The following is a 21,813-nucleotide window of genomic DNA, read 5'->3' as shown; positions in this document are numbered from 1 at the left end:
CGACACCGGTTGACCCCTGGTATTCCATTATGCGTTGAAATGATCCGGGCCCTGCCCGTCGTTGCCACTGGCAACCTCGGTCACTTCGACTGCCACCCCACACAGATCCCGGTAGAGAATGCCCTTGCAGTTGAAGTAGAGCGGCGCCACCCAGATAAGTCCCAGCCCCATGGGGATGAGCGCCAGGAAGAAGAGTGCCAGCATGACCCCGTGCAGCAGCACTATGCTGGGCCAGCCCCGGGCAAAGAGCTTGAGGGAGACCAGAATGGCCTGAGCCGGGGAAAGACCGCGCTCCAGCACCAGAGGTACGGTAAACACCAGCCCCATGCCCACCAGGGCGGAAGGGATGAAGGCCAGCATCACAGGCACACCCAGCAGCTCGAACAGGGGTCCAAACAGGCTGGTGATGAGGCTGCCGAGCAGACTCAGGCTGCCCAGGCGCAGGAAGTGGCGGAAGAAGTCGAACACCTGGCTCGGCCGGGCGCGTACCCCCACCGACTGCTGCAACCCCAGCATGTCGAGGGAGGAGGTCATGGGTGACATGATCACCGTGACCAGCAGGCTCAGGATCAGGGCCATATCCATATCCCCTCCTTCACGGGCGACATAGGGCGTCAGCAAGGTATTGCTCAGCAGGATCCAGATTGCCATGACCCCGGCGATGGCCAGCGCCAATCCGAAACCGGTGCGACGAGTCTGTTGCCACCCCTCTTTCAACACCCCTTGCAGGTCCAGACGATATCCCTGGCTGAGGGACTGTTCGAGGGTTCCACCGATCCGCATTCTATTACTCAATTGACTGTCCAACATTCACTGACGACTGATCCAAAGTGGCACATTATAGCGGTTTGAACCGGCATGCGTAGCCGTTTTTCCTGTTATCTTCCGTTCAGAAAGCCATTGATACCAAAGGCCTTGCAGCCCTACTTGATGAAGTTCCCCTCACCCTTGGCCCCTCTGTCCAACGGGAGTAGGATGATGGCGCGCGCTGGCGGACGAGATGTCCACTGGCTCTTCTCTCTCACACAAGGAAAACGGTCATGTCCGAACTGACGCTCTATCTTGCCCCGGGTACCTGTGCCATGGCGGTACGCATCGCTCTGGTGGAGGCCGGTGCCCCTCACCTTGTCAAGCGCCTGGATCTGGCCGCTGGTGAACAGCGCAGCCCCGACTACCTCGCCATCAATCCCAAGGGGCGAGTCCCGGCACTGGTGACGGAGCATGGCGTGCTGACCGAAACACCGGCTCTGCTGCTCTACGTGGCCCAGCGTTTTCCTAACGCCGGGCTGGCCCCATTGGATGACCCCTTCCTCCTGGCCAGGATGCAGGAGGTACACAGTTTCCTCGTCTCCACCGTCCATGTCGCCCATGCCCATGGACGCCGTCCCGGCCGCTGGGCCGACGATGAACAGGCCATGGCTGCCATGCAGGCCAAGATGCCCCAGAACATGCGCGATGGCTTTGACCAGATTGAGCGCCACTATCTGGCCGGCCCCTGGGTACTGGGGGAGCGCTTTAGCCTGGCCGACATCTACCTCTTCGTGATTGCAGGCTGGCTCGAGAGCGACGGGGTTGCCATCAGCGAGTTTCCCAAGGTGGCGGATCACTATCAGCGCATGCTGGCCCGCCCCGCAGTGCAGGCGGCGCTCGCCCTCTGATCTCCTCGCGCCGGGTACGCCTTTTTGTGCGGGCAACATCCGGCGACGCCTCTCAGACGGGGTGCTCTTATGGCACCCGTTTCTTCTGAAATTGCCCTGTCACTGAGATCGTTTTCACATTTTCGTCATCACTGCCTAGACCCGTTAACGGTTAACACCTATCTTTCGCCCTAATGACGCAACCGGTTGCGTAACCGATTGCCCAACTCAATATTCATATGCGGTCCCAGGCCGCCGAGGTGCTGTATGAAACGAGGCAAGCTGCTCAATGCTCCCTTAAGCGCGCTGGTCGCGCAGATGGGCCACACCGACGAGATCACCGTCTGCGACGCTGGCCTGCCCATTCCGGCAGGCCCCGAGCGCATCGATCTGGCGCTGATGGCGGGCACCCCCAGCCTTGAAACCGTACTGACCGCCCTACTCACCGACCTGGTGGTGGAGAAGGTGATCATGGCAAGCGAGATCAAGCAGATCAGTCCCGCCGCCCATCAGGCGCTGGTGGATCAGCTGGAGGCCCACGCAGCCGCCCAGGGCAAGCCCATCACCATCGAGTACTGCTTGCACGAAGCGTTCAAGGCTCGCTCCTGCCAGAGCAAGGCTATCGTGCGCAGCGGCGAGGTGACTCCCTACGCCAACCTGATCCTCTGCGCCGGTGTGGCGTTCTGAATTCTTCAAAGAAGGCCTCTTCAAGGAAGCTGCAAATGAGCACAACCTCCCCCCTATCACCCATTCTGGAGCTGACCGGGATCGTCAAGACCTTCCCCGGGGTACGCGCCCTCGACGAAGCGGGCCTTCGGGTCTATCCGGGCCAGGTGATGGCCCTGCTCGGCGAAAATGGCGCTGGCAAGTCGACCCTGATGAAGGTGCTGACCGGCATCTACCAGGCCGATGCGGGCTACATCAACTATCGCGGCCAGCCGGTGCACTTCAAGGGCCCCCGCGACTCTCAGGATCAGGGGATCAGCATCATCCACCAGGAGCTGAACCTGCTGCCGGAATTGTCGATTGCCGCCAATATCTTCCTCGGCCGCGAACCGCGCACCCGTTTTGGCAGCATCGACCACAAGCAGTTGCGTGAGCGTGCCAGCGGTCTGCTGGCGCGACTTGGCGTCAAGCACGGCCCGGATACCCGACTCGGGGATCTCTCCATCGGTGAACAGCAGATGGTAGAGATCGCCAAGGCGCTGTCGTTCGATGCCAGCGTCATCATCATGGACGAGCCCACCGATGCGCTGACCGACACCGAGACCGAGCAGCTCTTCACCGTCATTCGTGAACTGCGCGAGCAGGGCTGCGGCATTGTCTACATCTCCCACCGCCTGAAAGAGATCTTCGAGATCTGCGATCGGGTCACCGTGCTGCGGGATGGCAAGTGGATCGGCGAGCAGGCGGTGAGCGATCTCGATGAAGACAGGATCATCGAGATGATGGTGGGCCGCCGGCTGGAAGAGCAGTACCCACGTCTTGAGCGCGAGCTTGGCCCGGTTAGCCTGCAGGTGAACGATCTGGCTGGTCCCGGCGTGCGCGGGGTGAGCTTCTCCCTGCGTCAGGGGGAAATTCTGGGCTTTAGCGGCCTGATGGGCTCCGGCCGCACCGAGCTGATGAAGCTCATCTACGGTGCCAGCCCCATCAGCGCTGGCCAGGTGACGGTGGATGGCCACGCCCTGGTACCCAGAAGCCCGGCCGATGGTCTGGCCGCTGGTATCGCCTATATCTCCGAGGATCGCAAGGGCGACGGCCTGGTGCTGGAGCTGTCGGTGCGCGAAAACATGAGCCTGTGCGCCCTCGGCGAGTTCATTCGTGGCGGTAAGATTGACGGCAAGGCCGAGCGCCAGGCGGTAGGGGACTATGTGCGTTTGTTCAACATCAAGACCCCGAGGCAGGATCAGCTGATCAAGCTCCTCTCCGGCGGCAACCAGCAGAAGGTGGCCATCGCCAAGGGGCTGCTGACCCGGCCCAAGGTGCTGATCCTGGATGAGCCGACCCGCGGCGTCGATGTCGGCGCCAAGAAGGAGATCTATCAGCTCATCAACCAGTTCAAGAAGGAGGGGATGAGCATCATCCTGGTCTCCTCCGAAATGCCGGAAGTGCTCGGCATGAGTGATCGCATTATGGTGATGCACGAAGGGCGCATTAGCGCAGAATTCAACACCCGCGATGCCAATCAGGAGAAGCTGATGGCAGCGGCAGTCGGTAAACAGTGGCAAGCAGAGCAAGAGGCAGCACAATGACAACCCAAACCCTTTCCCGCCGCGGCGTCATGAGCAAGGCCTGGTGGATCGAGAACAAGTCCCTGGTCGCGCTGCTGGTGCTGATCGGCGTGGTCTCCTTCCTGAGCCCCAACTTCTTCACCGCCGACAACCTGCTCAACATCCTGCGCCAGACATCGGTCAACGCCATCATGGCGGTCGGCATGACGCTGGTCATCCTCACCGCCGGCATCGATCTGTCGGTCGGCTCGGTACTGGCCCTGTGCGGCGCCCTGGCCGCCACCATGGTGGCCATGGAGCTGCCCATCGGCCTGGTGATCCCCCTCACCCTGGGGGCCGGCGCCCTGCTTGGCAGCATCAGCGGCCTCATCATCGCCAAGGGCAAGGTACAGGCCTTCATCGCCACCCTGGTCACCATGACCGCCCTGCGCGGCGTCACCATGGTCTACACCGAGGGGCGCCCCATTTCCACCGGCTTCAGTGACGGCGCCGATCACTTCGCCTGGCTCGGGACCGGCTACCTGCTGGGTCTGCCGGTGCCCATCTGGCTGATGGCCATCGTCTTCCTGCTGGCCTGGTACCTGCTCAACCACACTCGCCTGGGCCGCCACATCTATGCCCTCGGCGGCAACGAATCGGCCACCCGCCTCTCTGGTATCAATGTGGATCGGGTCAAGCTCGCGGTGTATGGTCTGTGCGGCATGCTGTCGGCACTGGCCGGGCTCATCGTCACATCCCGCCTCTCCTCCGCCCAGCCCACAGCCGGCATGGGGTACGAGCTGGATGCCATCGCCGCCGTTGTGCTGGGGGGCACCAGCCTGATGGGGGGCAAGGGCCGTATCATGGGTACCCTGATCGGTGCCCTCATCATCGGCTTCCTCAACAATGCCCTCAACCTGCTCGACGTCAGCTCCTATTACCAGATGATCGCCAAGGCCAGCGTGATTTTGCTTGCCGTGATGATCGATAACAAAAGCAACCGTTAACAAGCCACGCCACACACAAGGAATGAAATGATGAAAAAGCTCAATACCCTGCTCGCTGCCGCCATCATGTCCGTGCTGGGCACCGCCCAGGCCGCGGAACACACCCTGGCGATGGTGGTCTCCACCCTCAACAACCCCTTCTTCGTCACCATGAAGGAGGGGGCCGAAGCCAAGGCCAAGGAGCTTGGCTACGAGCTGGTGGTGCTGGACTCCCAGAACGACCCGGCCAAGGAGCTCTCCAACGTGGAAGATCTCACCGTGCGCAAGGTCAACGCCATCCTGATCAACCCGACCGACTCCGAAGCCGTGGGCAACGCCATTCGCCTGGCCAACAAGGCGAACATCCCGGTGCTGACCCTGGACCGCGGCGCAGCCCAGGGTGACGTCAAGGCCCACATCGCCTCCGACAACGTGGCCGGTGGCAAGCTGGCTGGCGACTTCATCGCCGAGAAGCTGGGCAGCGGTGCCAAGGTGATCCAGCTGGAAGGGATCGCAGGTACCTCCGCCGCCCGTGATCGCGGCGAAGGCTTCGCCCTGGCGGTCACCGCCAACAAACTGCAGGTGCTGGCCTCCCAACCCGCCGACTTTGACCGCACCAAGGGTCTGAACGTCATGGAGAACCTGCTGGCCGCCCATCCGACCGTGCAGGCAGTGTTCGCCCAGAACGACGAGATGGCGCTGGGAGCCATCCGCGCCGTGCAGGCCGCTGGCAAAGAGGTGATGATCGTGGGCTTTGACGGCACCGACGATGGCAAAGCCGCCGTGGCCAAGGGTAAACTGGCCGCCACCGTGGCACAGCAGCCTGCCCTCATCGGCGCCATCGGCGTGGAAACCGCCGACAAGGTGCTCAAGGGTCAACCGGTGGAAAAATCCATCCCGGTACCGCTGCAAATCGTCAACAAGTAAGTTGACGGGGGGAGGTTCGCCTCCCCTCTCTTTTTCCGCCAGTGCCGCCTGGTCTGGGTCCACCCAGACCAGGATGTACTCAACCAAGGGTGATAGGAATGAATCGTCTCGTAGTCCTCGGCAGCGTGAATGCGGATCATGTGCTGCGCGTCCCCCACTTTCCCCGCCCCGGTGAAACCCTGACCGGCCACAGCTATCAGGTCGTTCCCGGCGGCAAGGGCGCCAATCAGGCGGTGGCCGCCGCCCGCCTCGGCGCCCCTGTCTCCTTCATCGCCCGCATCGGTGATGATGCCATCGGCCACCAGATGAAAACCGGGTTTGCCAACGACGGCATCGATGTCAGCGCCGTCGAACTCGACCCCAGGCTCCCCACCGGCATCGCCATCATCTATGTGAGCGACGAGGGGGAGAACAGCATCGGCATCTCCGCCGAAGCCAATGGCGCCCTCACCCCGGCCGTAGTGCAAGGTCACGAGGCAATGATCGCCGCCGCCCACACCCTGCTGCTGCAACTGGAAGTGCCGCTGGAGAGCGTGCAGGAAGCGGCCCGTCTGGCTCGTGCCCACGGCACCCGGGTGGTGCTCAACCCCGCCCCCGCGCGCCCGCTCTCAAGGGATCTGCTGGCGCTGGTGGACCTCATCACCCCCAACCAGACCGAGGCCGAGCTGCTGACCGGCGTCAAGGTGACGGACGAAGCGAGCGCCCGGGAGGCTGCCACCCGCTTCCACCAGATGGGCATCGGTGAGGTGATGATCACCCTGGGGTCTCAAGGGGTCTATTGCAGCAAGGGGCAGAAACAGGCGCTCATGCCGGGTTTTCGGGTCAAGGCGGTGGATACCACGGCTGCCGGGGATACCTTCAACGGCGCCTTCCTGGCGGCCGAGCTCGCCGGCGCCGACTTTGACGCAGCCGTACGCTTTGCCCACGGGGCGGCGGCACTCTCCGTCACCCGGTTTGGTGCCCAGAGCTCCATCCCGAGCAAGCAGGAGGTCGATGCTTTCCTCCTTGAACAGACTGCGCAGGGGCACTGATGGCCAATATCAAGGAGGTGGCTGCGCTGGCGGGAGTGTCGACCACCACCGTTTCCCACGTCATCAACGAGACCCGCTTCGTGGCCGAAGAGACCCGGGAGCGGGTCTTCGCCGCCATGCGCGATCTCAACTATGCCCCGAGCCTGGTGGCCCGCAGCCTCAAGGTAAAGGAGACCAACAGCATCGGCATGCTGGTTACCACCTCCAGCAACCCCTTCTTCGCCGAGGTGGTGCGCGGGGTGGAGCGCTACTGCTTCGAGCAGGGTTACAACCTGATGCTGGGCAACACCGAAGGACAGGCCGAGACGGCGCTCTCCTACCTCAAGATGATGCTCAGGAAACGGGTCGACGGCCTGCTCATCATGTGCAGTGAAGGGCAGCAGGAGGTGTTCAACCAGCTCGACTGGCTCAAGAGCCTGCCGGTCGTGGTGATGGACTGGGGCATGGAGAATGGCGAGGTGGATCTCATCGCCGACAACTCCCATCGTGGAGGCTACCTGGCAACCCGCCATCTGCTGGGGCTGGGTCACACTGCCATCGGTTGCATCACGGGCCCCCACAGCCGCGCCCCGGCCAACCAGCGCCAGGCGGGTTTCGAGCAAGCGATGCAGGAGGCCGGGCTCACCGTCAATCCGGGCTGGATCCAGGAGGGAGACTTTGACTGCGCCAGCGGCGCCGCCGCCATGACCCGCCTGCTGGCGCTGCCAGAGCGTCCCACCGCGCTGTTTGTCTGCAACGACATGATGGCCATGGGGGTCATCAGTGCCGCCCATCAGGCAGGGCTGGTGATCCCCCGCGATCTCTCCATCGTCGGCTATGACAACGTGGCGCTGGCCCAGTTCATGTCCCCCCCGCTCACCACGGTCAATCAACCGAAAGAGGAGCTGGGCCGCCTCGCCGTCACCCGGCTGCTGGCGCGCATCAACGGCGAGCCCATCGCAAACCGCATGATCACCGTGGATCCGGACCTGGTGATCAGACACTCCTGCGCTCCCTTTTCCTCACCGGACAGCAAACCAGTTTAAGTGCCAGCAAGCAGCAGAAGGGCGGCCATGAGCCGCTCTTCTGTGTATTGTCTCCTTGGCATCGGCCCCGAGACTGCACAAGCCACCACTCAACTCAGCTTGAGATCATCCTCTTGCTGCGCCTCTCCCAGGGGAGCCAGGCGCAGCAGCCCCAGCGCCGTTGCCAACGGCTGGAGCAGCGCCTCGTACCCGGAGGGTGCTGGCAGCCAGTAGCGAATTGGCCAGCCCGCTTGCAGCAGTTCGGGGGCGCAGCTGCCAAGCTCGCTCAGCGCCAGCATGCAGCCACACTCGCGCATCTTCTCAAGCAGGGTGGCATCCGGTATCAGCGCAGGCAACGCCAGGATCAGTCTCCCCTGTGGCAAGGGGGGCAGGCTCGCCAGCAGAGGGGCCAGCTGGGCAGGCTGATGAAGCCTTACCAGCAAGGTGCCACTGCATGGCTCTTCTGTCAGCCATCGTGCCATCACGGGCCCAAGGACACCACGCTCTTGCATCCAGCCCACGTCACAGGGCTGCTGGCTCACCCGCCAGCGCAGGCTGACCGCCGTCACCGGCACGCCCTGCTCGTCTCTCATCGCCTCGCAGAGGGTCTCCAGGGGGGAAGGGGCGGCCCCCGCCAGCCATTCCCGCAATTGGTGCAGCTGCCGCTGGGCCATGTGGAGATCAGCCTTCATCGCACTCTGATACCACACCAGGGTGGTCCCCTCACGCTTGGCCTCGTTCAATGCCAATATGGCTTGCTCCAATAGCTCATCGGCATCCTCGCCACCCTCGCGCCTGGCCACTCCGAAGCGACACGCCAGATCAAAGCTGCTTTCCCGGGTCACAAACTCAAACTGCAACAGACTCACCTTGACATCCTCCCCCACCTTAGCGCTTCGCGTCACAGGAGGGGGATTCCCATTACTGGGTGATAGCTGCTCGCGCAGTACCGGGTTCCTGCTTCATCGGGCGGCCTGATTGCACCACGCCTCCACAGGCTAAAACGGCGTGTCCCGCCGCTAAAATATTGCGAGCGCCGTTCACATCGGCGTTCGCCTCATAACCACACGCAGCGCATTTAAACTGGCTTTGCGTCTGGCGGTTATCCTTCGCAGTATGCCCACAACAGGCGCACTGCTGGCTCGTGTAGGCCGGGTTTATCGCCAACACCTGACCGCCTCGCCATGCCTGCTTATATTCGAGCTGGCGGCGCAGCTCAAACCAGCCCTGATCTAATATCGAACGATTCAGCCCTGATTTTGCCCGGACGTTGCGCCCCGGCTGGCTGGTCGTGCCCGCTGCTGATTTTGACATGCTGGCAACCTTCAAATCCTCAATGACGATCATCGCGTGGTTTTTGCTGATAGTCGTTGTGACCTTGTGAAGGTAATCGCGGCGGGTATTGGCGATATGTGAGTGCAGCCGCTGGATCTTGGCTTTTTGTTTCTTCCAGTTGCTGCTGAACTTTACCTTTTTGCTCAACTGGCGTTGGAGCCTTGCCAGCTTGGTCTGATTGGTTTTGAAGCTGTTGACGGGCTCAAACACCGTGCCATCTGACAGGGTTGCGAGCTTGGCGATCCCCGCATCTAGCCCGACCATTGAGCCGGAGGGGTGAATTGGCTCAAGCGTCTCCTGCTCGACCTGAAAGGAGATATACCAGTGCCCGGCTGCTTGGCTGACGGTCGCGTTTTTAATTTTCCCTTCAACTGGCTGGGACTGACGGAACTTGACCCACGCCAGCCCGGCAGGCAGCTTCACGCGACCCTTTTCAAGGCGGCAATACTTGTCGAAGTTGACGAACCGGATAGCGTCGCGGTTGTCGCTTTTTTTCTTGAATACGGGTGCCTTGGCGGCGAGTTTCTTATCAAAGCAGCGCATCCACGCGCCATGCAAATCCTTGAGCTTCTGCTGGAGGTTGTCGGTATATGCCTCGGCCAGAAAGGCCATTTCTGGGTCTTTCTTCCAACTGGTGAGCATCCTGTTCAGCTCAAAGGCAGAAGGCAGTTTTTCGCCAGCATCCAGAATGCGTTTGGTTTCTGCCAGCCCGTGATTCCAGACATAACGAGCACAACCGCCCAACTGGCGCAGGCGTTGCGCTTGTTGTTCGGTCGGTTCGAGTCGGAATTTGTAGGCTTTCAGAATTTGCATTTAGCGCTCAGTGTGTAGCATTATTGCCATATCTATTAAGCCCGATTGAGTGACAGAATGCAATTCACTAAAATTAATAAATCACGCCATGCGGCCTACGTTTTGCACGTACATTTGGTGTTTATCACCAAGTATCGAAAGCCGATATTGGGGGATCTGCATCACGCTTCCTTCGGTCAGTGTGCGGCAGAGGTTTGCAGAGATTTTGGTGCGGAACTGAAAGAGTGTGACGGAGAGGCTGATCATGTTCACATGCTGATAGAGTACGCGCCAACGGTGCAGCTATCGGTACTGGTGAACTCGTTAAAGGCGGTCACATCAAGGCGACTGCGTAATGAATTTCTGGACTTGAGAGGTGCTTACAGCAAACCCGTACTCTGGTCACGCTCTTACTTTGCGGGCTCTTGCGGCGGAGCACCGTTGGAGGTGATCAAGCAATACATTCAAAACCAGCGGGGCTGACGCCCCGGCGAAATTCCCCTCCCACCTACGTCGGAGGGAGTCCCCTTTCGCATTTAAGATGGCTGCAAGCAGCAGGTTATCTCGCTGTCGTCGCGTCACGGGACAACCTCGATGCGGATCACCTGCCAGACCATGTTGTTGTGGATGGCGGACACATCCATGTCGGGATGGGCCGAGAGGGGGACCAGCAGCCAGAGCGGCCCTTTATTGCGACGGGTGAGCGGTTTGTCATCCTGGTAACGCACCAGGGTCAGCGGCACCTTGGCAAACAGGGAGAGATCGACCCGCTGCTGGTAGCCATTGAGTGCGGCAACATCGATGGCGCTGGCACTATCCACCTGCTGCTGCGCCAGCACGCTCTTCAGGGTCGGTCCACGATAGCGGTGAGTGCCGAGGGTCCAGGGCGTCGCCGTCTCGAACTCCACTTGTGGCAAGGCTGCCAACGCCGCCTCATCCAGGGTGATTTCCCGCTTGTCCGGCAGGATCAGTTGCAATAGCGAAGAGGAGGAAGCCTGGGTACCGAACGAGAAAAGCACCAGCAGGAGCGAGGCCATCCCGCGCGTTGGAAAGTTCATGACATGTTGTGCCAACTGCATCTTGAAGTTAGGAGCCAGTGTGGCGATTTCAGTGGGTCAATGCAACTGTGTGAAAAATCAATAATTAGGGGCCCCGCATCTCCATCCAGTTATGGCCCTCGACGGAGAGAGGCTGATGCACTCCGCAACTTTGCAGGAGTTCATCCACAAAAGCGGGCACAAGCAAGGAAGCCGGACCATAACGTTTTTCATCAAACTGGCTGCCCACTTCGCTCGGCTCCAGATTGAGCTCCACCGTATGGGCACCGTTCAGGCCGGCCTCATGGACGAATCCGGCGGCAGGGTAGACCGCCCCGGAGGTCCCGATGGAGATGAAGAGATCGCACTGAGCCAGGGCCGAGTAGATGCGGTCAAGTCCGAGGGGCATCTCCCCGAACCAGACCACATGGGGGCGCAGCGGGTGGGGAAACTGGCAGCAGGAACACAGCTCTTCCTGATGGAGATCCCCGCGCCACTCGATCACCTGACCAGAGCCCGGGCAGCGGGCCTTGAGCAACTCGCCGTGCATGTGGATGAGGTTCTTGCTGCCGGCACTCTCGTGCAGGTTGTCGATGTTCTGGGTGACCAAGGTGACGCGCCCCGGCAGCAGGCGCTCCAGACGGGCCAATGCATAGTGGGCCGGATTGGGGTGGATCTCGGCGCGCTGCAACTGATGGCGCCGTGCATTGTAGAAACGTTGTACCAGTTCGGGATCCCGCGCATAGCCTTCAGGGGTGGCCACGTCCTCCACCATGTGCTCTTCCCACAGGCCATCACAGGCCCGGAAGGTCTTGATACCGGATTCGGCCGAGATGCCGGCACCGGTGAGGATCACGATATGTTTGGCTGACTGCACCATGGTTGTTCTCCTCCAACGGGTAACAGGCTGACCTTAGCACAGGAGCAAGAGGCGGCCCATTCGCCCTTGGTCTTAGGCCGATGGGAGCACAAAGCTCGCCATGGGCGCGAGATCCAGCCTGGCAAAGACCATCTCCCGTCCTGTCACCAGGGTAAGCGGCAACCCGAGCCCCTTGAGCAGAGCCAGCATGGGGCGATTCTGGCCGAGCACTTCCGCCGTCCACTCCCGGATCCCCTCCCCGTATGCCAGCCGCGCAAGCGCCAGCAGGATGCGACGCCCGGCGCCGCGATGCTGAAAATGATCCGCGACGATGCAGGAGAACTCAGCCCTGTCCGGGTGCAGGCGCCGGCGAACGGACTGGGCCATGGCAAGCGGCCCCCCCTGCTCGTCGGTCAGCAGCAATCCTATCTGGGGTTCTCTGGGGTAGTCGAGAAAGAAGGCGAGCTGCTCGGCCGTCGCAGGCTGCTTGGCCCGCATGAAGCGCAAATAGACGCTCTGCTCGCTCAGGGCGTCATAGGCCGCGCTTATTCGCTTCGGGTCGCTGCCCGCCAGCTCCTGCAAGCGGCAAGTCAGCCCCCCCACCACCATCGTCATCGGCAAGGCGGCCCGTGAGGCGGGAGCCGTCCAACCCGACATTCCCTGCCACAAGCGCGGCTCATCGAGCGGCCAGCAAAGATAGCGAGCCATTTACCAGCGCCCTGCCACGCCGCGATCCTGCCACTGGGCGGCATCCTGCAGGTTGAAGGGGTCGTCGAGGTAGAGCGCGATGCCAAGCTCCCGGGAGCGCTGGATGAAGCGGGCCAGCAAGGAGTCGGCAGCCATCGCCTCCAGTTCGGGCAGCAGGTGTTGCCCGAGCAGCAAGGATTGCAACGGCAGACGCTCGATGAGATCAAACGGCAGGTGCTGGGCATGATCGAGCAGCAGCGCGAGTCTGGCCCCCGCGAGGCTCGCCTGCAGCACCAGGGCGAAACGGTCCGCCTGGCTCAGCAGGTGATCCCGTCGGTGGATGACCAGGGTGAGTTCGCTTGCTTCTCGTCCATGCTGCTCGAGCCAGAGCTTGAGCGGCTCCCAGTGAGGGGAAAGACCGCTCAGGCTCAGCCAGATCGGCAGCGTGCAGGAAGCCGCATCTGCCAGCAGCCCAAGCTGTCCTCTCGCCTCTCCCTGCCAGCTACGCACGGTGCGCTTGAGCCCGCCCAGCCTGCGCTGACGCTGGGGGCCAAGATAGAGCATCTTGAGCAGACGCAGCAGATCGTCGCTTTGCAGCGGCTTGGCCAGGGCGGCCAGCACGTTGAAACCCGCATCGTGCAGGAGACGCCGGGCGCCGTCTATCAGGGTCTGATCATGAGCGGAGAGCAGGATGATGGGCAGACCGCTGTGGTGATACTGGGGATGGCTCATCAGCAGGCTGATGGCATCCTGCTCCGCTAGGCTGAGATCACAGATAAGCAATCTCACGCCCCCCTCTTCCAGCGCCTTGAGGCACCCTTCGCCATCCTGAACCCAGTGGCAGGGCAACCCCAGTCCCTGGATCTCCTGCTGAATGCAGGCTCCCTGGAAGGGGTGATCTTCGAGCAGCAGGATCTGGCACTGGGCGAGCCAGGCACGCCACCCCTGCTCCCGTGCCTGCAACCCCTCGAGCCAGGGATCGCTGAGGCGATAGATCCCTGCCCCGGGAGCCAACAGATGAGGCAGATAGTCGGCCCCCTGATGAGAGGCAGGATCAAACAGGGCGATGGCCCCGGCGGCAAACAGTCCTTCCCATTGCCAGCCGGCATCGGGTCGGGTGCGGTGCAGATTGGCATAGGCCGGCAGGCCCGCTCCCTTGACCGCCAGATGGGAGACGGCGTCCAGGGCATAGACGCTGACCGGGTAAAACGTTGGCTCCTGGCTGTCATCAGACTCCAGCAAGGCCATCAACTCTTCATCTGTGATGATCATGTCATGCTCTCTCGCCCAGTTGTCGGCAGACCTCTTCCACGCACTGCCTCAAGGCGGCTGCAAAGGGATGTCCGGGGGCCTCCTGCCAACGGTCGATCACCTCTACCAGGGGGGTAGCCCCCACCATTTTGGCGGCCCCCTTCATCTTGTGTAAAGCCGTATTGAGGGCCTTCTCGTCCCCTTGTGTGACACACCGCTCAATGTCGGCCAGATCATGGTGAACCGATGCCAGATAGATGTCTACGAGGGCCGGGCTGAGGGACACGGGCAGGGAAAGGGCTGCCGTTGGCTGCGGTGCCTTCCCCCCGTCATGGGGGCCAAAGACGGTACGAAGCAATACGGCCAGATCCCTGAGCAAGACGGGTTTGTCCAGATGGCCCTGACAGCCGCATTCCGCCAGTCGCTGCGCCGCCTGCTCGCTGAGATCCGCGGTGATCACGTAGACGGGTAGATGCTGCCAGCGTTCATCGGCGTGCAATTGCCTGCAGAGCTCGGCGCCGTCCATCACCGGCATCTGCAGATCCGTCAGCACCAGATCCACCGACTCCGATTGCAGGATCTCCAGTGCCAGACGGCCATTGGCCGCGCTCAATACCCGGGCCCCCAGCTGACCCAGCTGCATGCTAATCAGCATTCTGTTCACCTCGTGATCTTCCACCAGCAGCACCCGCCTGCCTGCCCCCGGCAGGTCCGTGATCTCCTCGGCGCCACGGACGAGTCTGGGCTGCAGCAGGCTGACCACGGAGCCCGGGATCCAGGGTTCCCCCTGCCAGTACCAGGCGCGCAAGCCCCCATCGTCCTGCATGGCCCCAAGGCAAGGTGCCGCCGGATCCTCGGCCACGCCAAACTCTGCGAGCCAGGCCCGCATATATTCGAGCTCCCCGGGCAACAGTTGTAGGGAGACCGTCTTGACGCGCGGTTGCCAGGGCGCCTTCTCCTGCGCATGCCTGAGGGGCAACGAGCAGAGGAAACGGCTACCCCCGCGAGCCAGAGGCTCGACCCGGATCTCGCCCCCCATCTGCTCCATCAACTGGCGGCAGATGGCTAGCCCAAGCCCGGTTCCCTGGGCTCTGGGCTGGCCAGGCTCCTCCCCTTGTTCGAAGGGCAGGAACAACCGGGGCAACAGCTCGGCACTGATCCCGGGCCCCTCGTCGTCCACCCCGCACAAAATCCACTCCCCTTGTCGCCGGGCCCAGATCACCACCTCTCCCCGCTCGCTGAACTTGATGGCGTTGGAGAGCAGGTTGTGCAGCACCTGCTGCACCCGGTGGGGATCGAGTTCCATCAAGGCGGGCAGCGCCGGGTCGAGCGCCAGGCGCAGTTGCAGATGGCGGGATCGCGCCTTGGACCAGTGCACCGCCGCCACGTGTTCGCACAGCTCCACCAGATCCGTGGGCTGTACAGAGAGGCGCAACTGACGCGTCTCGTTGCGGCTGAAGTCGAGCACGTCGTTGAGCAGCCCGAGCAGTTCATTGCCCGCCTGCCTGACATGGGCCAGAGCCGAGGCCTGCTCTGCATTGAGTCCGGTCTGCTCGAGCCACTCCAGCAAGCCGAGCATGGCGTTCATGGGGGTGCGGATCTCGTGGCTCACGGCGGCCAGGAAGCGCCCCTTGGCAAGCACGGCCTGCTGGGCCTGCTCGTGGGAAAGCTGCAGGGAGTGCTCCTGCTCCACCCTGGCCGTCACATCCTGCACCACCCCGTAGATCCGCCACCCCTCCCCCTGACGGCGCCCCCTGCCGGAAAATTGCAGCCAGCGGGTTCCCTTGGCGGGGTGCTGATAGCGCAGCAGATGGGAGAAAGGTCGCCCGGCTTGCAGCATGGCCAGCATGGGGGCTCGCATCTCGCGCCTGTCCTGGTGGGAGATGCGAGTCAGGGTCTCGTTGGGATTGACCCGGATCTGCTGGCTCGCCAGCCCCAGCAGTTCGTGACTGCCCCGGCTCACAAACTCCACCCGGGTGATGGCTCCCCCCAGCAGGGTGAATTGCAGCACCACACCGGGCACCGTATTGGTGAGGGCGCGCAGGCGCCGCTCTGCCTGACGCAGCAGGCGGGTACGCTCGCGCAGGGCGCTGATGTCGGAGAGGGCGATAAGATCCCCTGCCGGTGCCTGGGGGCCCAGTCGCAAGGGGATCTGGGCATAGGAGTAGACCTGCTCGTGCAGCGCCAGCTCCCCTTCGGCGCCCTGCAACTGTGGCGCGGGCAGCACCAGATCGGCGGCGTAGCGCGCCTCCATGCGCTTGGCCCGCTTGTTGCGCTTGATCACCTCCCCTTTGTCATTGCGCAAGAACACGGGCACGGGGAGCGCCTGGAAGAGAGACTCCCTGAACTTGCTTTCCAGCGCCAGCGCCTGCTCTACCTTGTGACGCTCGCGGGCCTCCTGGGCCAGTTGCTGGCGGGAACGCCAGACTGACCAGATCACCGCCATGCTGATCAGCAGTGCCAGCAACACGGAGCCAAGCCAGAAACCGTAGCTGACCCCTTCCTGCTGGTTGACCACCAGGCGACGCCAGCGTTGCACCAGCTCGTCCACCTGCCGATCATTGAGGGTCATCAGGCTCTGATCCAGCACCCCTGCCAGGCTGGTCTGTTCCGGCCGGATGGCAAAACCGAGGCCGAAACGCTCCGGCAATTCGGTGATGGTCAGTTCGCTCAACTGGTTGTTTCGAATGGGATATTGGAGCTGGTACAACTCCGCCAGCATGGCCTGGGCATCCCCATGCCGCACCGCCGCCAATCCCTGCAGCAGGTTGTCGGTCACCTCCCACTCATGCTGGCCGAACCGGGCAAGCAGGCCGGGATCATAGAGCATTCTCGGGACCACCACCTTGCCACTGACGTCCGCGAGGGAGGCAGGCCCCCTCTTGCTGCGACTGACCAGAGCATAGCGGCTGGTCGCCACCATCCGGGTGAAGTCGAACTCCTTGTTCAGGGCGGCGGACTCCATCAGCCCGACCATCATGGCGGCATCGCCACTGCGCAGCAATGCCAACGCCTCCTCCCGGCTGGCGGCGGGTACCAGCTCGAAGCGCAGCCCTGTCTGCCGACTCACTTCCCGCAAGACATCCGCACTCCAGCCAATGAGCTCTCCCTGCTGGTTGACACCGCTGTATGGCATGAAGCCGGGATCCGCCACCATCTTGATGGTGTGGGCCTTGCCGACCAGCCAGGCCTGCTCCTTGTCGTTAAAATGCAGAGGATTCACATCCTGCTCACCCTGAGGCAGATACTTGCCCAGATCCCGGTAGAGACTGCCCGGCGGCAAATAGCGGATGGCCGTATCCACCAGCTCCAGCAACTCGGGCTGGTTGCGCATCATCAGCCGGTAACTGATGACCAGATCATCGCTGCGAAGACGGCGAAGGCGCAGCCCTTCATCCGGGAATTCCCGCATCAGGTAGCGCAGTTGCAGATAATCGCCGAGATAGGCGCTGCCCTTGCCGGCCACCAGGGCACCATACCAGTTCTCGGCATCGGTCAGCTGTTGCTGGGATGAACCAGGATAGAGACGCTTCAGGATCTCCTGGGCCTGCCAGATAGGTGACACCAGAAACTGCGCCTGATCGAGCTCACCCCGATAGAGGATGGCGGACTCCGCCTCCATCATGGCCCGGCTCAAGACGGTATCGCTCGAGTTCGACCGGGCAGGCCCGACGTGAGGAATGAGATCGCAGCGCCCGTTCAGCAGATCCTGCGTCATGGCTGCCCAGCTCGGCCGCTTCTCGAAGCGCACCGGTACCGGCAACAGCTCTGCCAACCGCGTCAGGCGATCGATAAGCAGGCCCCCCTCCGCCTCCAGATAGGGAGGACGTTGCAGGGCCGGGTAACAGAAGGTCAGTCCGGTGAGCGAATCGGCATAAGCCTGGGCACCCGGTGACAGCGGGAGTATGGCGGCACGCAGTGGCAAGGCCAGCAGCGCGCCGGACAACAGAAGGATTTTTATCATCGGAATGGAAAAGCCAGGCGATTGCCTGGCTTTTTGTCACTCGTTGGGTTCAACATTTTCTACCCTGGCCTTGAGCTTCTGGCCGGGCCGGAAGGTCACCACGCGACGGGCGCTGATGGGAATATCCTCCCCCGTCTTGGGGTTGCGTCCGGGACGCTGGTTCTTCTCGCGAAGATCGAAGTTACCGAAGCCGGAAATCTTGACCTGTTCGCCACGCTCGAGCGCCTGTCTGATCTCCTCAAAGAAGGCTTCCACCATATCTTTGGCTTCACGCTTGCTCATCCCGAGCTGGGTGAACAGGTGCTCTGCAATGTCGGCTTTGGTAAGCGCCATAGATCAATCCCTCAAGGATGCATTCAACTCTTCACCGAGGGCCCGCACGACATTGTCCACGGTCTCGGCGATCTCTTTCTCCTCCAGGGTGCGCTGGGTGTCTTGCAACACCAGGCTGATGGCCAGGCTCTTCTTGTCCTCTGCCATACCAGCGCCCTGGTATACGTCGAACAAGTTTATTCCAACTAACTGATTTCCGCCAACTTTTTTAATTACTGCCAGAACGTCGCCTGCCAGGATCTGTCTGTCAACCACCACGGCGATGTCGCGACGGTTGGCCGGGAACTTGGATACTTCGGCAGCAACCGGCACCTTGGCCGGCGTCAGTTTGTCCAGCTCCAGCTCGAACATGACAGCGCGGCTCTTGAGCCCCAGCTTCTTCTCGAGGCTCGGATGGATCACGCCGATGTGGCCGATCACGACGCCATTACGCAGAATGGCTGCGCTCTGGCCCGGATGCAGGGCACTGTGCTCGGTGCGCTCGAAGGTGAAGGTAGCCCCTTCGGCAGTCAGATCCAGTACCGCTTCCAGGTCACCCTTCAGATCGAAGAAGTCGACGGGACGGGCCTTGACATCCCAGTGCTCGTCCCCCTGGTTGCCGGTGATGATGCCGGCCAGCATGGGTTCCTGACGGATGCCGTTCTCGGCATTCTCGTCCTTGATGAAACGCAGGCCCTGCTCAAACAGGCGCACGCGTGGCTGCTGACGGTTCTGGTTGTAGACCACCGCCTGCACCAGACCCGGGAACAGAGAGACGCGCATGGCGGACATCTCGACCGAGATCGGGTTCGGCAGCACGATGGCATCGCTCTGCGGGAACAGGGTTTGCTGGGTCTTGGGATCGACGAAGCTGTAGGTGATCGCTTCCTGGAAACCGCGATCAACCAGCAGGTCGCGTACCCGCTTCAGGGTCACCTGCCCTTCAGCCTGCTCCACCATCGCCAGAGAGGCGGCGGGTTTCAGGTTCGGGATGTTGTTGTAGCCGTAGATGCGGGCCACTTCCTCGATGAGGTCTTCCTCGATGGCGATGTCGAAACGCCAGGAGGGAGCCAGCGCGGTCCAGCCGTCAGTATCCACGGTTACCTGCATGCCCAGACGAGTCAGAATTTCGACCACCTGCGCATCCGCCACGCTGATGCCGATCACCTTGTCGAGCTTGGTGCGGCGCAGCTTGATGGGGGCAGCCTTGGGCAAATGGGCATCGGATTTGACTTCGATGACCGGACCCGCTTCACCGCCGCAGATGTCCAGCAGCAGACGGGTGGCACGATCCATCACCTTGGCCTGCAGCTCGGGATCCACCCCGCGCTCGAAGCGGTGGGAAGAATCGGTATGCAGACCGTAGGCACGGGCACGGCCGGTGATGGAGAGCGGCGCGAAGAAGGCGCACTCCAGCAGGATGTCGGTGGTGGTCTCGGAGACACCGGTGCGATCGCCGCCGAAGATGCCGGCCATGCAGGCAGGGCCTTTGGCATCGGCAATCACGAGCGTGGTCTCTTTGAGCTTCACCTCGTTGCCATCGAGCAGGGTCATGGGCTCGTCGGTCTTGGCGCGACGCACCACCAGTTCCCCTTCAAGCGTCGCCAGGTCGAAGGCGTGCATCGGCTGGCCGTATTCCAGCAGCAGGTAGTTGGTGATGTCAACGATGGCGTCGATGGAACGAATACCGCCACGGCGCAGCTTCTCCTGCATCCAGAGCGGGCTCTGGGCGTGCAGGTTCAGCCCCTTGATGACACGGCCGAGATAACGGGGGCAATCTGCCGACGCTTCAACCCGGATCGGGAAGGTTGCATCGATAGTGGCAACAGCCGGCGCCCAGGTCGGCTCGACCACGTCCACGCTGTTGAGCACGCCGATTTCACGGGCAAGACCCGCGATGCCGAGGCAGTCGGCACGGTTCGGGGTCAGATCCACATCGATGCTGACGTCGTTGAGCGCGAGGTATTCACGGATATCGGTCCCGATGGGGGCATCCAGCGGCAGCTCAATGATGCCATCGGCTTCGACGTCGATGCCCAGCTCGCTGAAGGAACAGAGCATGCCGTGGGACGGCTGGCCGCGCAGCTTGGCTTTCTTGATGGTGAAATCACCCGGCAGGGTCGCCCCGACCTTGGCCACGCACACTTTGAGGCCGGCGCGGCAGTTCGGCGCACCGCAGACGATGTCCAGCAGCTCGGCCTCGCCCACATTGACCTTGGTCACCCGCAGCTTGTCGGCGTCCGGGTGCTGGGCGCACTCGACCACTTCACCCACCACCACATTGTTGAACTGGCCGGCTACCGCTTCCACGGCGTCCACTTCCAGACCGGCCATGGTGATCTGCTCGGCCAGTGCATTGTCACTCAACTCGGTGCGGACCCACTCCATCACCCAGGATTTACTGAATTTCATGTTCTCTCGCCCTTACTTGAACTGCTTGAGGAAGCGCAGGTCGTTTTCGAAGAAGGCACGCAGGTCATTGACCCCGTAACGCAGCATGGTCAGGCGCTCAACGCCCATGCCGAAGGCAAAGCCGGAGTATTTTTCCGGATCGATGCCGACCGAACGCAGCACGTTCGGGTGCACCATGCCGCAGCCCAGCACTTCCAGCCACTTGCCGTTCTTGCCCATCACGTCCACTTCGGCGCTCGGCTCGGTGAACGGGAAATAGGAAGGACGGAAGCGAATCGTCAAGTCTTCCTCGAAGTAGTTGCGCAGGAAGTCGTGCAGGATGCCTTTCAGCTCGGTAAAGCTGGCATGTTCGTCAACCAGCAGGCCTTCGACCTGGTGGAACATCGGGGTGTGGGTCATGTCGTAGTCGTTACGATAGACACGGCCCGGCGCGATGATGCGGATCGGCGGCTGCTGATGTTCCATGGTGCGGATCTGCACGCCCGAGGTGTGGGTACGCAGCATCAGATCAGGATTGAAGTAGAAGGTGTCGTGATCGGTACGCGCCGGGTGGTGAGCCGGGATATTCAGCGCATCGAAGTTGTGGAAGCCATCTTCAATCTCGGGACCACGGGCAACCTTGAAGCCCATCTCGCCAAACAGGCGCTCGATGCGCTCGATGGTACGGGTCACCGGGTGCAGACCGCCATTCTCGATGCGGCGGCCCGGCAGGCTGACGTCGATGGTCTCGGCGGCCAGCTTCTGGTTCAGCACGGCGATTTCGAGGGCTTCACGACGCGCGTTCAGGGCATCCTGAACCTGCTGTTTGGCCTGGTTGATCACGGCGCCCGCTGCGGGACGCTCTTCAGCGGACAGGGCGCCCAGGCCCTTCATCTGCTCGGTAAAAAAGCCCTTTTTACCCAGATATTTGACCCGGATTTCGTCGAGGGCGGCGATGTCGCTTACGCCCTCAATTTCGGCCTTGGCCTGGCCGACTACTTCTTCAAGCTGTTGCATGTCTTCCTCGTCACCACTCCCGGAACAGGAGCCTTTAGGCTAAATAAGGTCAAGAGGGGAATAATACAAAAAAAGCCCCTTGGCTGACCATAGTTATGACGGGCTTTTCTCCCTGCAAATCATTTTGTTATATGGATAAAGCCACAAGCCAGATGCAACAGGATTAAGACAAGCGTCGTTTGTTCTAGTTTGTTGGCATATGGAAGGATAAAGCATTCATGAACGTGGCATGCTACCTGCCAACGCTCAAAAATGAGCAACAAAAAAGGAGGCCTGAGCCCCCTTTCCATGTCTAATAAAAACAACAACATAGATAAATATCAATGAGTTACGAGCGACTTGAGGGTACATCAAAAGCCCCGTGGCGACCCTG

Annotated in this window: 19 protein-coding genes; 8 read left to right on the top strand and 11 right to left on the bottom strand. The window is 61.8% G+C overall.

The genetic code is table 11. From position 1 onward, the window contains the following. Positions 1–27: 27 nt before the first annotated feature. Complete coding sequence (locus tag ACPW74_RS09055; RefSeq protein WP_042017089.1) at positions 28–783, bottom strand: hypothetical protein; 756 nt, start codon at positions 781–783, stop codon at positions 28–30. A 257-nt stretch (positions 784–1,040) separates the two neighbouring features. Between ACPW74_RS09055 and ACPW74_RS09050 the strand changes: the two genes are divergently transcribed. The 7 genes from ACPW74_RS09050 to ACPW74_RS09020 all read left to right on the top strand — a co-directional run bounded on the left by ACPW74_RS09050 (position 1,041) and on the right by ACPW74_RS09020 (position 7,816). Next, complete coding sequence (locus tag ACPW74_RS09050) at positions 1,041–1,658, top strand: glutathione S-transferase family protein (RefSeq protein ID WP_039040777.1); 618 nt, start codon at positions 1,041–1,043, stop codon at positions 1,656–1,658. A gap of 246 nt (positions 1,659–1,904) precedes the next feature. Beyond that, entirely contained in the window at positions 1,905–2,324 is a 420-nt protein-coding gene (rbsD, locus tag ACPW74_RS09045; RefSeq protein WP_010674787.1) for a D-ribose pyranase, read from the top strand. Between the two features lie 35 nt (positions 2,325–2,359). Next, on the top strand, positions 2,360–3,889 hold the full coding sequence (gene rbsA / locus ACPW74_RS09040; RefSeq protein WP_041211437.1) for a ribose ABC transporter ATP-binding protein RbsA: 1,530 nt from the start codon (positions 2,360–2,362) through the stop codon (positions 3,887–3,889). After that, complete coding sequence (gene rbsC, locus ACPW74_RS09035) at positions 3,886–4,854, top strand: ribose ABC transporter permease (RefSeq protein ID WP_041211438.1); 969 nt, start codon at positions 3,886–3,888, stop codon at positions 4,852–4,854. Before rbsA ends, rbsC begins: the two co-directional genes overlap by 4 nt. Before the next feature lie 30 nt (positions 4,855–4,884). Then, the gene (rbsB, locus tag ACPW74_RS09030) at positions 4,885–5,760 is read left to right on the top strand and encodes a ribose ABC transporter substrate-binding protein RbsB (RefSeq protein ID WP_041211439.1); all 876 of its coding nucleotides are present in this window, start codon (positions 4,885–4,887) and stop codon (positions 5,758–5,760) included. A gap of 98 nt (positions 5,761–5,858) precedes the next feature. Next, the gene (rbsK, locus tag ACPW74_RS09025; protein ID WP_010674791.1) at positions 5,859–6,791 is read left to right on the top strand and encodes a ribokinase; all 933 of its coding nucleotides are present in this window, start codon (positions 5,859–5,861) and stop codon (positions 6,789–6,791) included. Further along, positions 6,791–7,816: a substrate-binding domain-containing protein gene (locus ACPW74_RS09020; RefSeq protein WP_041211440.1), complete on the top strand. Its 1,026-nt coding sequence runs from the start codon at positions 6,791–6,793 to the stop codon at positions 7,814–7,816. The genes rbsK and ACPW74_RS09020 overlap by 1 nt, the downstream gene beginning before the upstream one ends. Positions 7,817–7,905: 89 nt before the next feature. Here the strand turns inward: ACPW74_RS09020 and ACPW74_RS09015 are convergent, their stop codons facing one another. After that, positions 7,906–8,664, bottom strand: coding sequence for a hypothetical protein (locus ACPW74_RS09015; RefSeq protein WP_158656289.1), 759 nt, complete (start codon positions 8,662–8,664; stop codon positions 7,906–7,908). A 52-nt stretch (positions 8,665–8,716) separates the two neighbouring features. After that, positions 8,717–9,943, bottom strand: a complete 1,227-nt coding sequence (locus ACPW74_RS09010; protein WP_021141234.1) for an RNA-guided endonuclease InsQ/TnpB family protein — start codon at positions 9,941–9,943, stop codon at positions 8,717–8,719. Between the two features lie 57 nt (positions 9,944–10,000). On the opposite strand from ACPW74_RS09010, the gene tnpA reads away from it, so the two are divergent. Then, on the top strand, positions 10,001–10,405 hold the full coding sequence (tnpA, locus tag ACPW74_RS09005) for an IS200/IS605-like element ISAs26 family transposase (protein ID WP_010674034.1): 405 nt from the start codon (positions 10,001–10,003) through the stop codon (positions 10,403–10,405). 95 nt (positions 10,406–10,500) lie between these two features. Here tnpA and ACPW74_RS09000 read toward each other — a convergent pair whose 3' ends face one another. From ACPW74_RS09000 to pheS, 8 genes are all read right to left on the bottom strand, one after another. Continuing rightward, positions 10,501–10,980, bottom strand: a complete 480-nt coding sequence (locus tag ACPW74_RS09000; RefSeq protein WP_041211442.1) for a hypothetical protein — start codon at positions 10,978–10,980, stop codon at positions 10,501–10,503. 85 nt (positions 10,981–11,065) lie between these two features. Next, positions 11,066–11,839 (bottom strand): Sir2 family NAD+-dependent deacetylase, encoded by a 774-nt coding sequence (gene cobB, locus ACPW74_RS08995; RefSeq protein ID WP_041211443.1) that lies wholly within the window; start codon positions 11,837–11,839, stop codon positions 11,066–11,068. A gap of 72 nt (positions 11,840–11,911) precedes the next feature. Next, entirely contained in the window at positions 11,912–12,526 is a 615-nt protein-coding gene (locus ACPW74_RS08990) for a GNAT family N-acetyltransferase (protein WP_103261891.1), read from the bottom strand. Beyond that, the gene (locus tag ACPW74_RS08985; RefSeq protein WP_010674796.1) at positions 12,527–13,777 is read right to left on the bottom strand and encodes a response regulator; all 1,251 of its coding nucleotides are present in this window, start codon (positions 13,775–13,777) and stop codon (positions 12,527–12,529) included. A 1-nt stretch (position 13,778) separates the two neighbouring features. Beyond that, positions 13,779–17,720 (bottom strand): ATP-binding protein, encoded by a 3,942-nt coding sequence (locus ACPW74_RS08980; protein ID WP_406568193.1) that lies wholly within the window; start codon positions 17,718–17,720, stop codon positions 13,779–13,781. A gap of 36 nt (positions 17,721–17,756) precedes the next feature. After that, positions 17,757–18,053, bottom strand: a complete 297-nt coding sequence (ihfA, locus tag ACPW74_RS08975; protein WP_005300715.1) for an integration host factor subunit alpha — start codon at positions 18,051–18,053, stop codon at positions 17,757–17,759. Between the two features lie 3 nt (positions 18,054–18,056). Further along, complete coding sequence (gene pheT / locus ACPW74_RS08970; protein ID WP_319883516.1) at positions 18,057–20,444, bottom strand: phenylalanine--tRNA ligase subunit beta; 2,388 nt, start codon at positions 20,442–20,444, stop codon at positions 18,057–18,059. A 12-nt stretch (positions 20,445–20,456) separates the two neighbouring features. Further along, positions 20,457–21,440, bottom strand: coding sequence for a phenylalanine--tRNA ligase subunit alpha (gene pheS / locus ACPW74_RS08965; protein ID WP_043155490.1), 984 nt, complete (start codon positions 21,438–21,440; stop codon positions 20,457–20,459). Between the last annotated feature and the right edge of the window lie 373 nt (positions 21,441–21,813).

Source organism: Aeromonas sp. INTO2 (assembly GCF_049860605.1).
GTDB classification, from domain to species: Bacteria; Pseudomonadota; Gammaproteobacteria; order Enterobacterales; family Aeromonadaceae; genus Aeromonas; species Aeromonas caviae.
The sequence above is the reverse complement of the archived record's forward strand: the minus strand, read 5'-3'. Positions and strand labels throughout refer to the sequence as shown.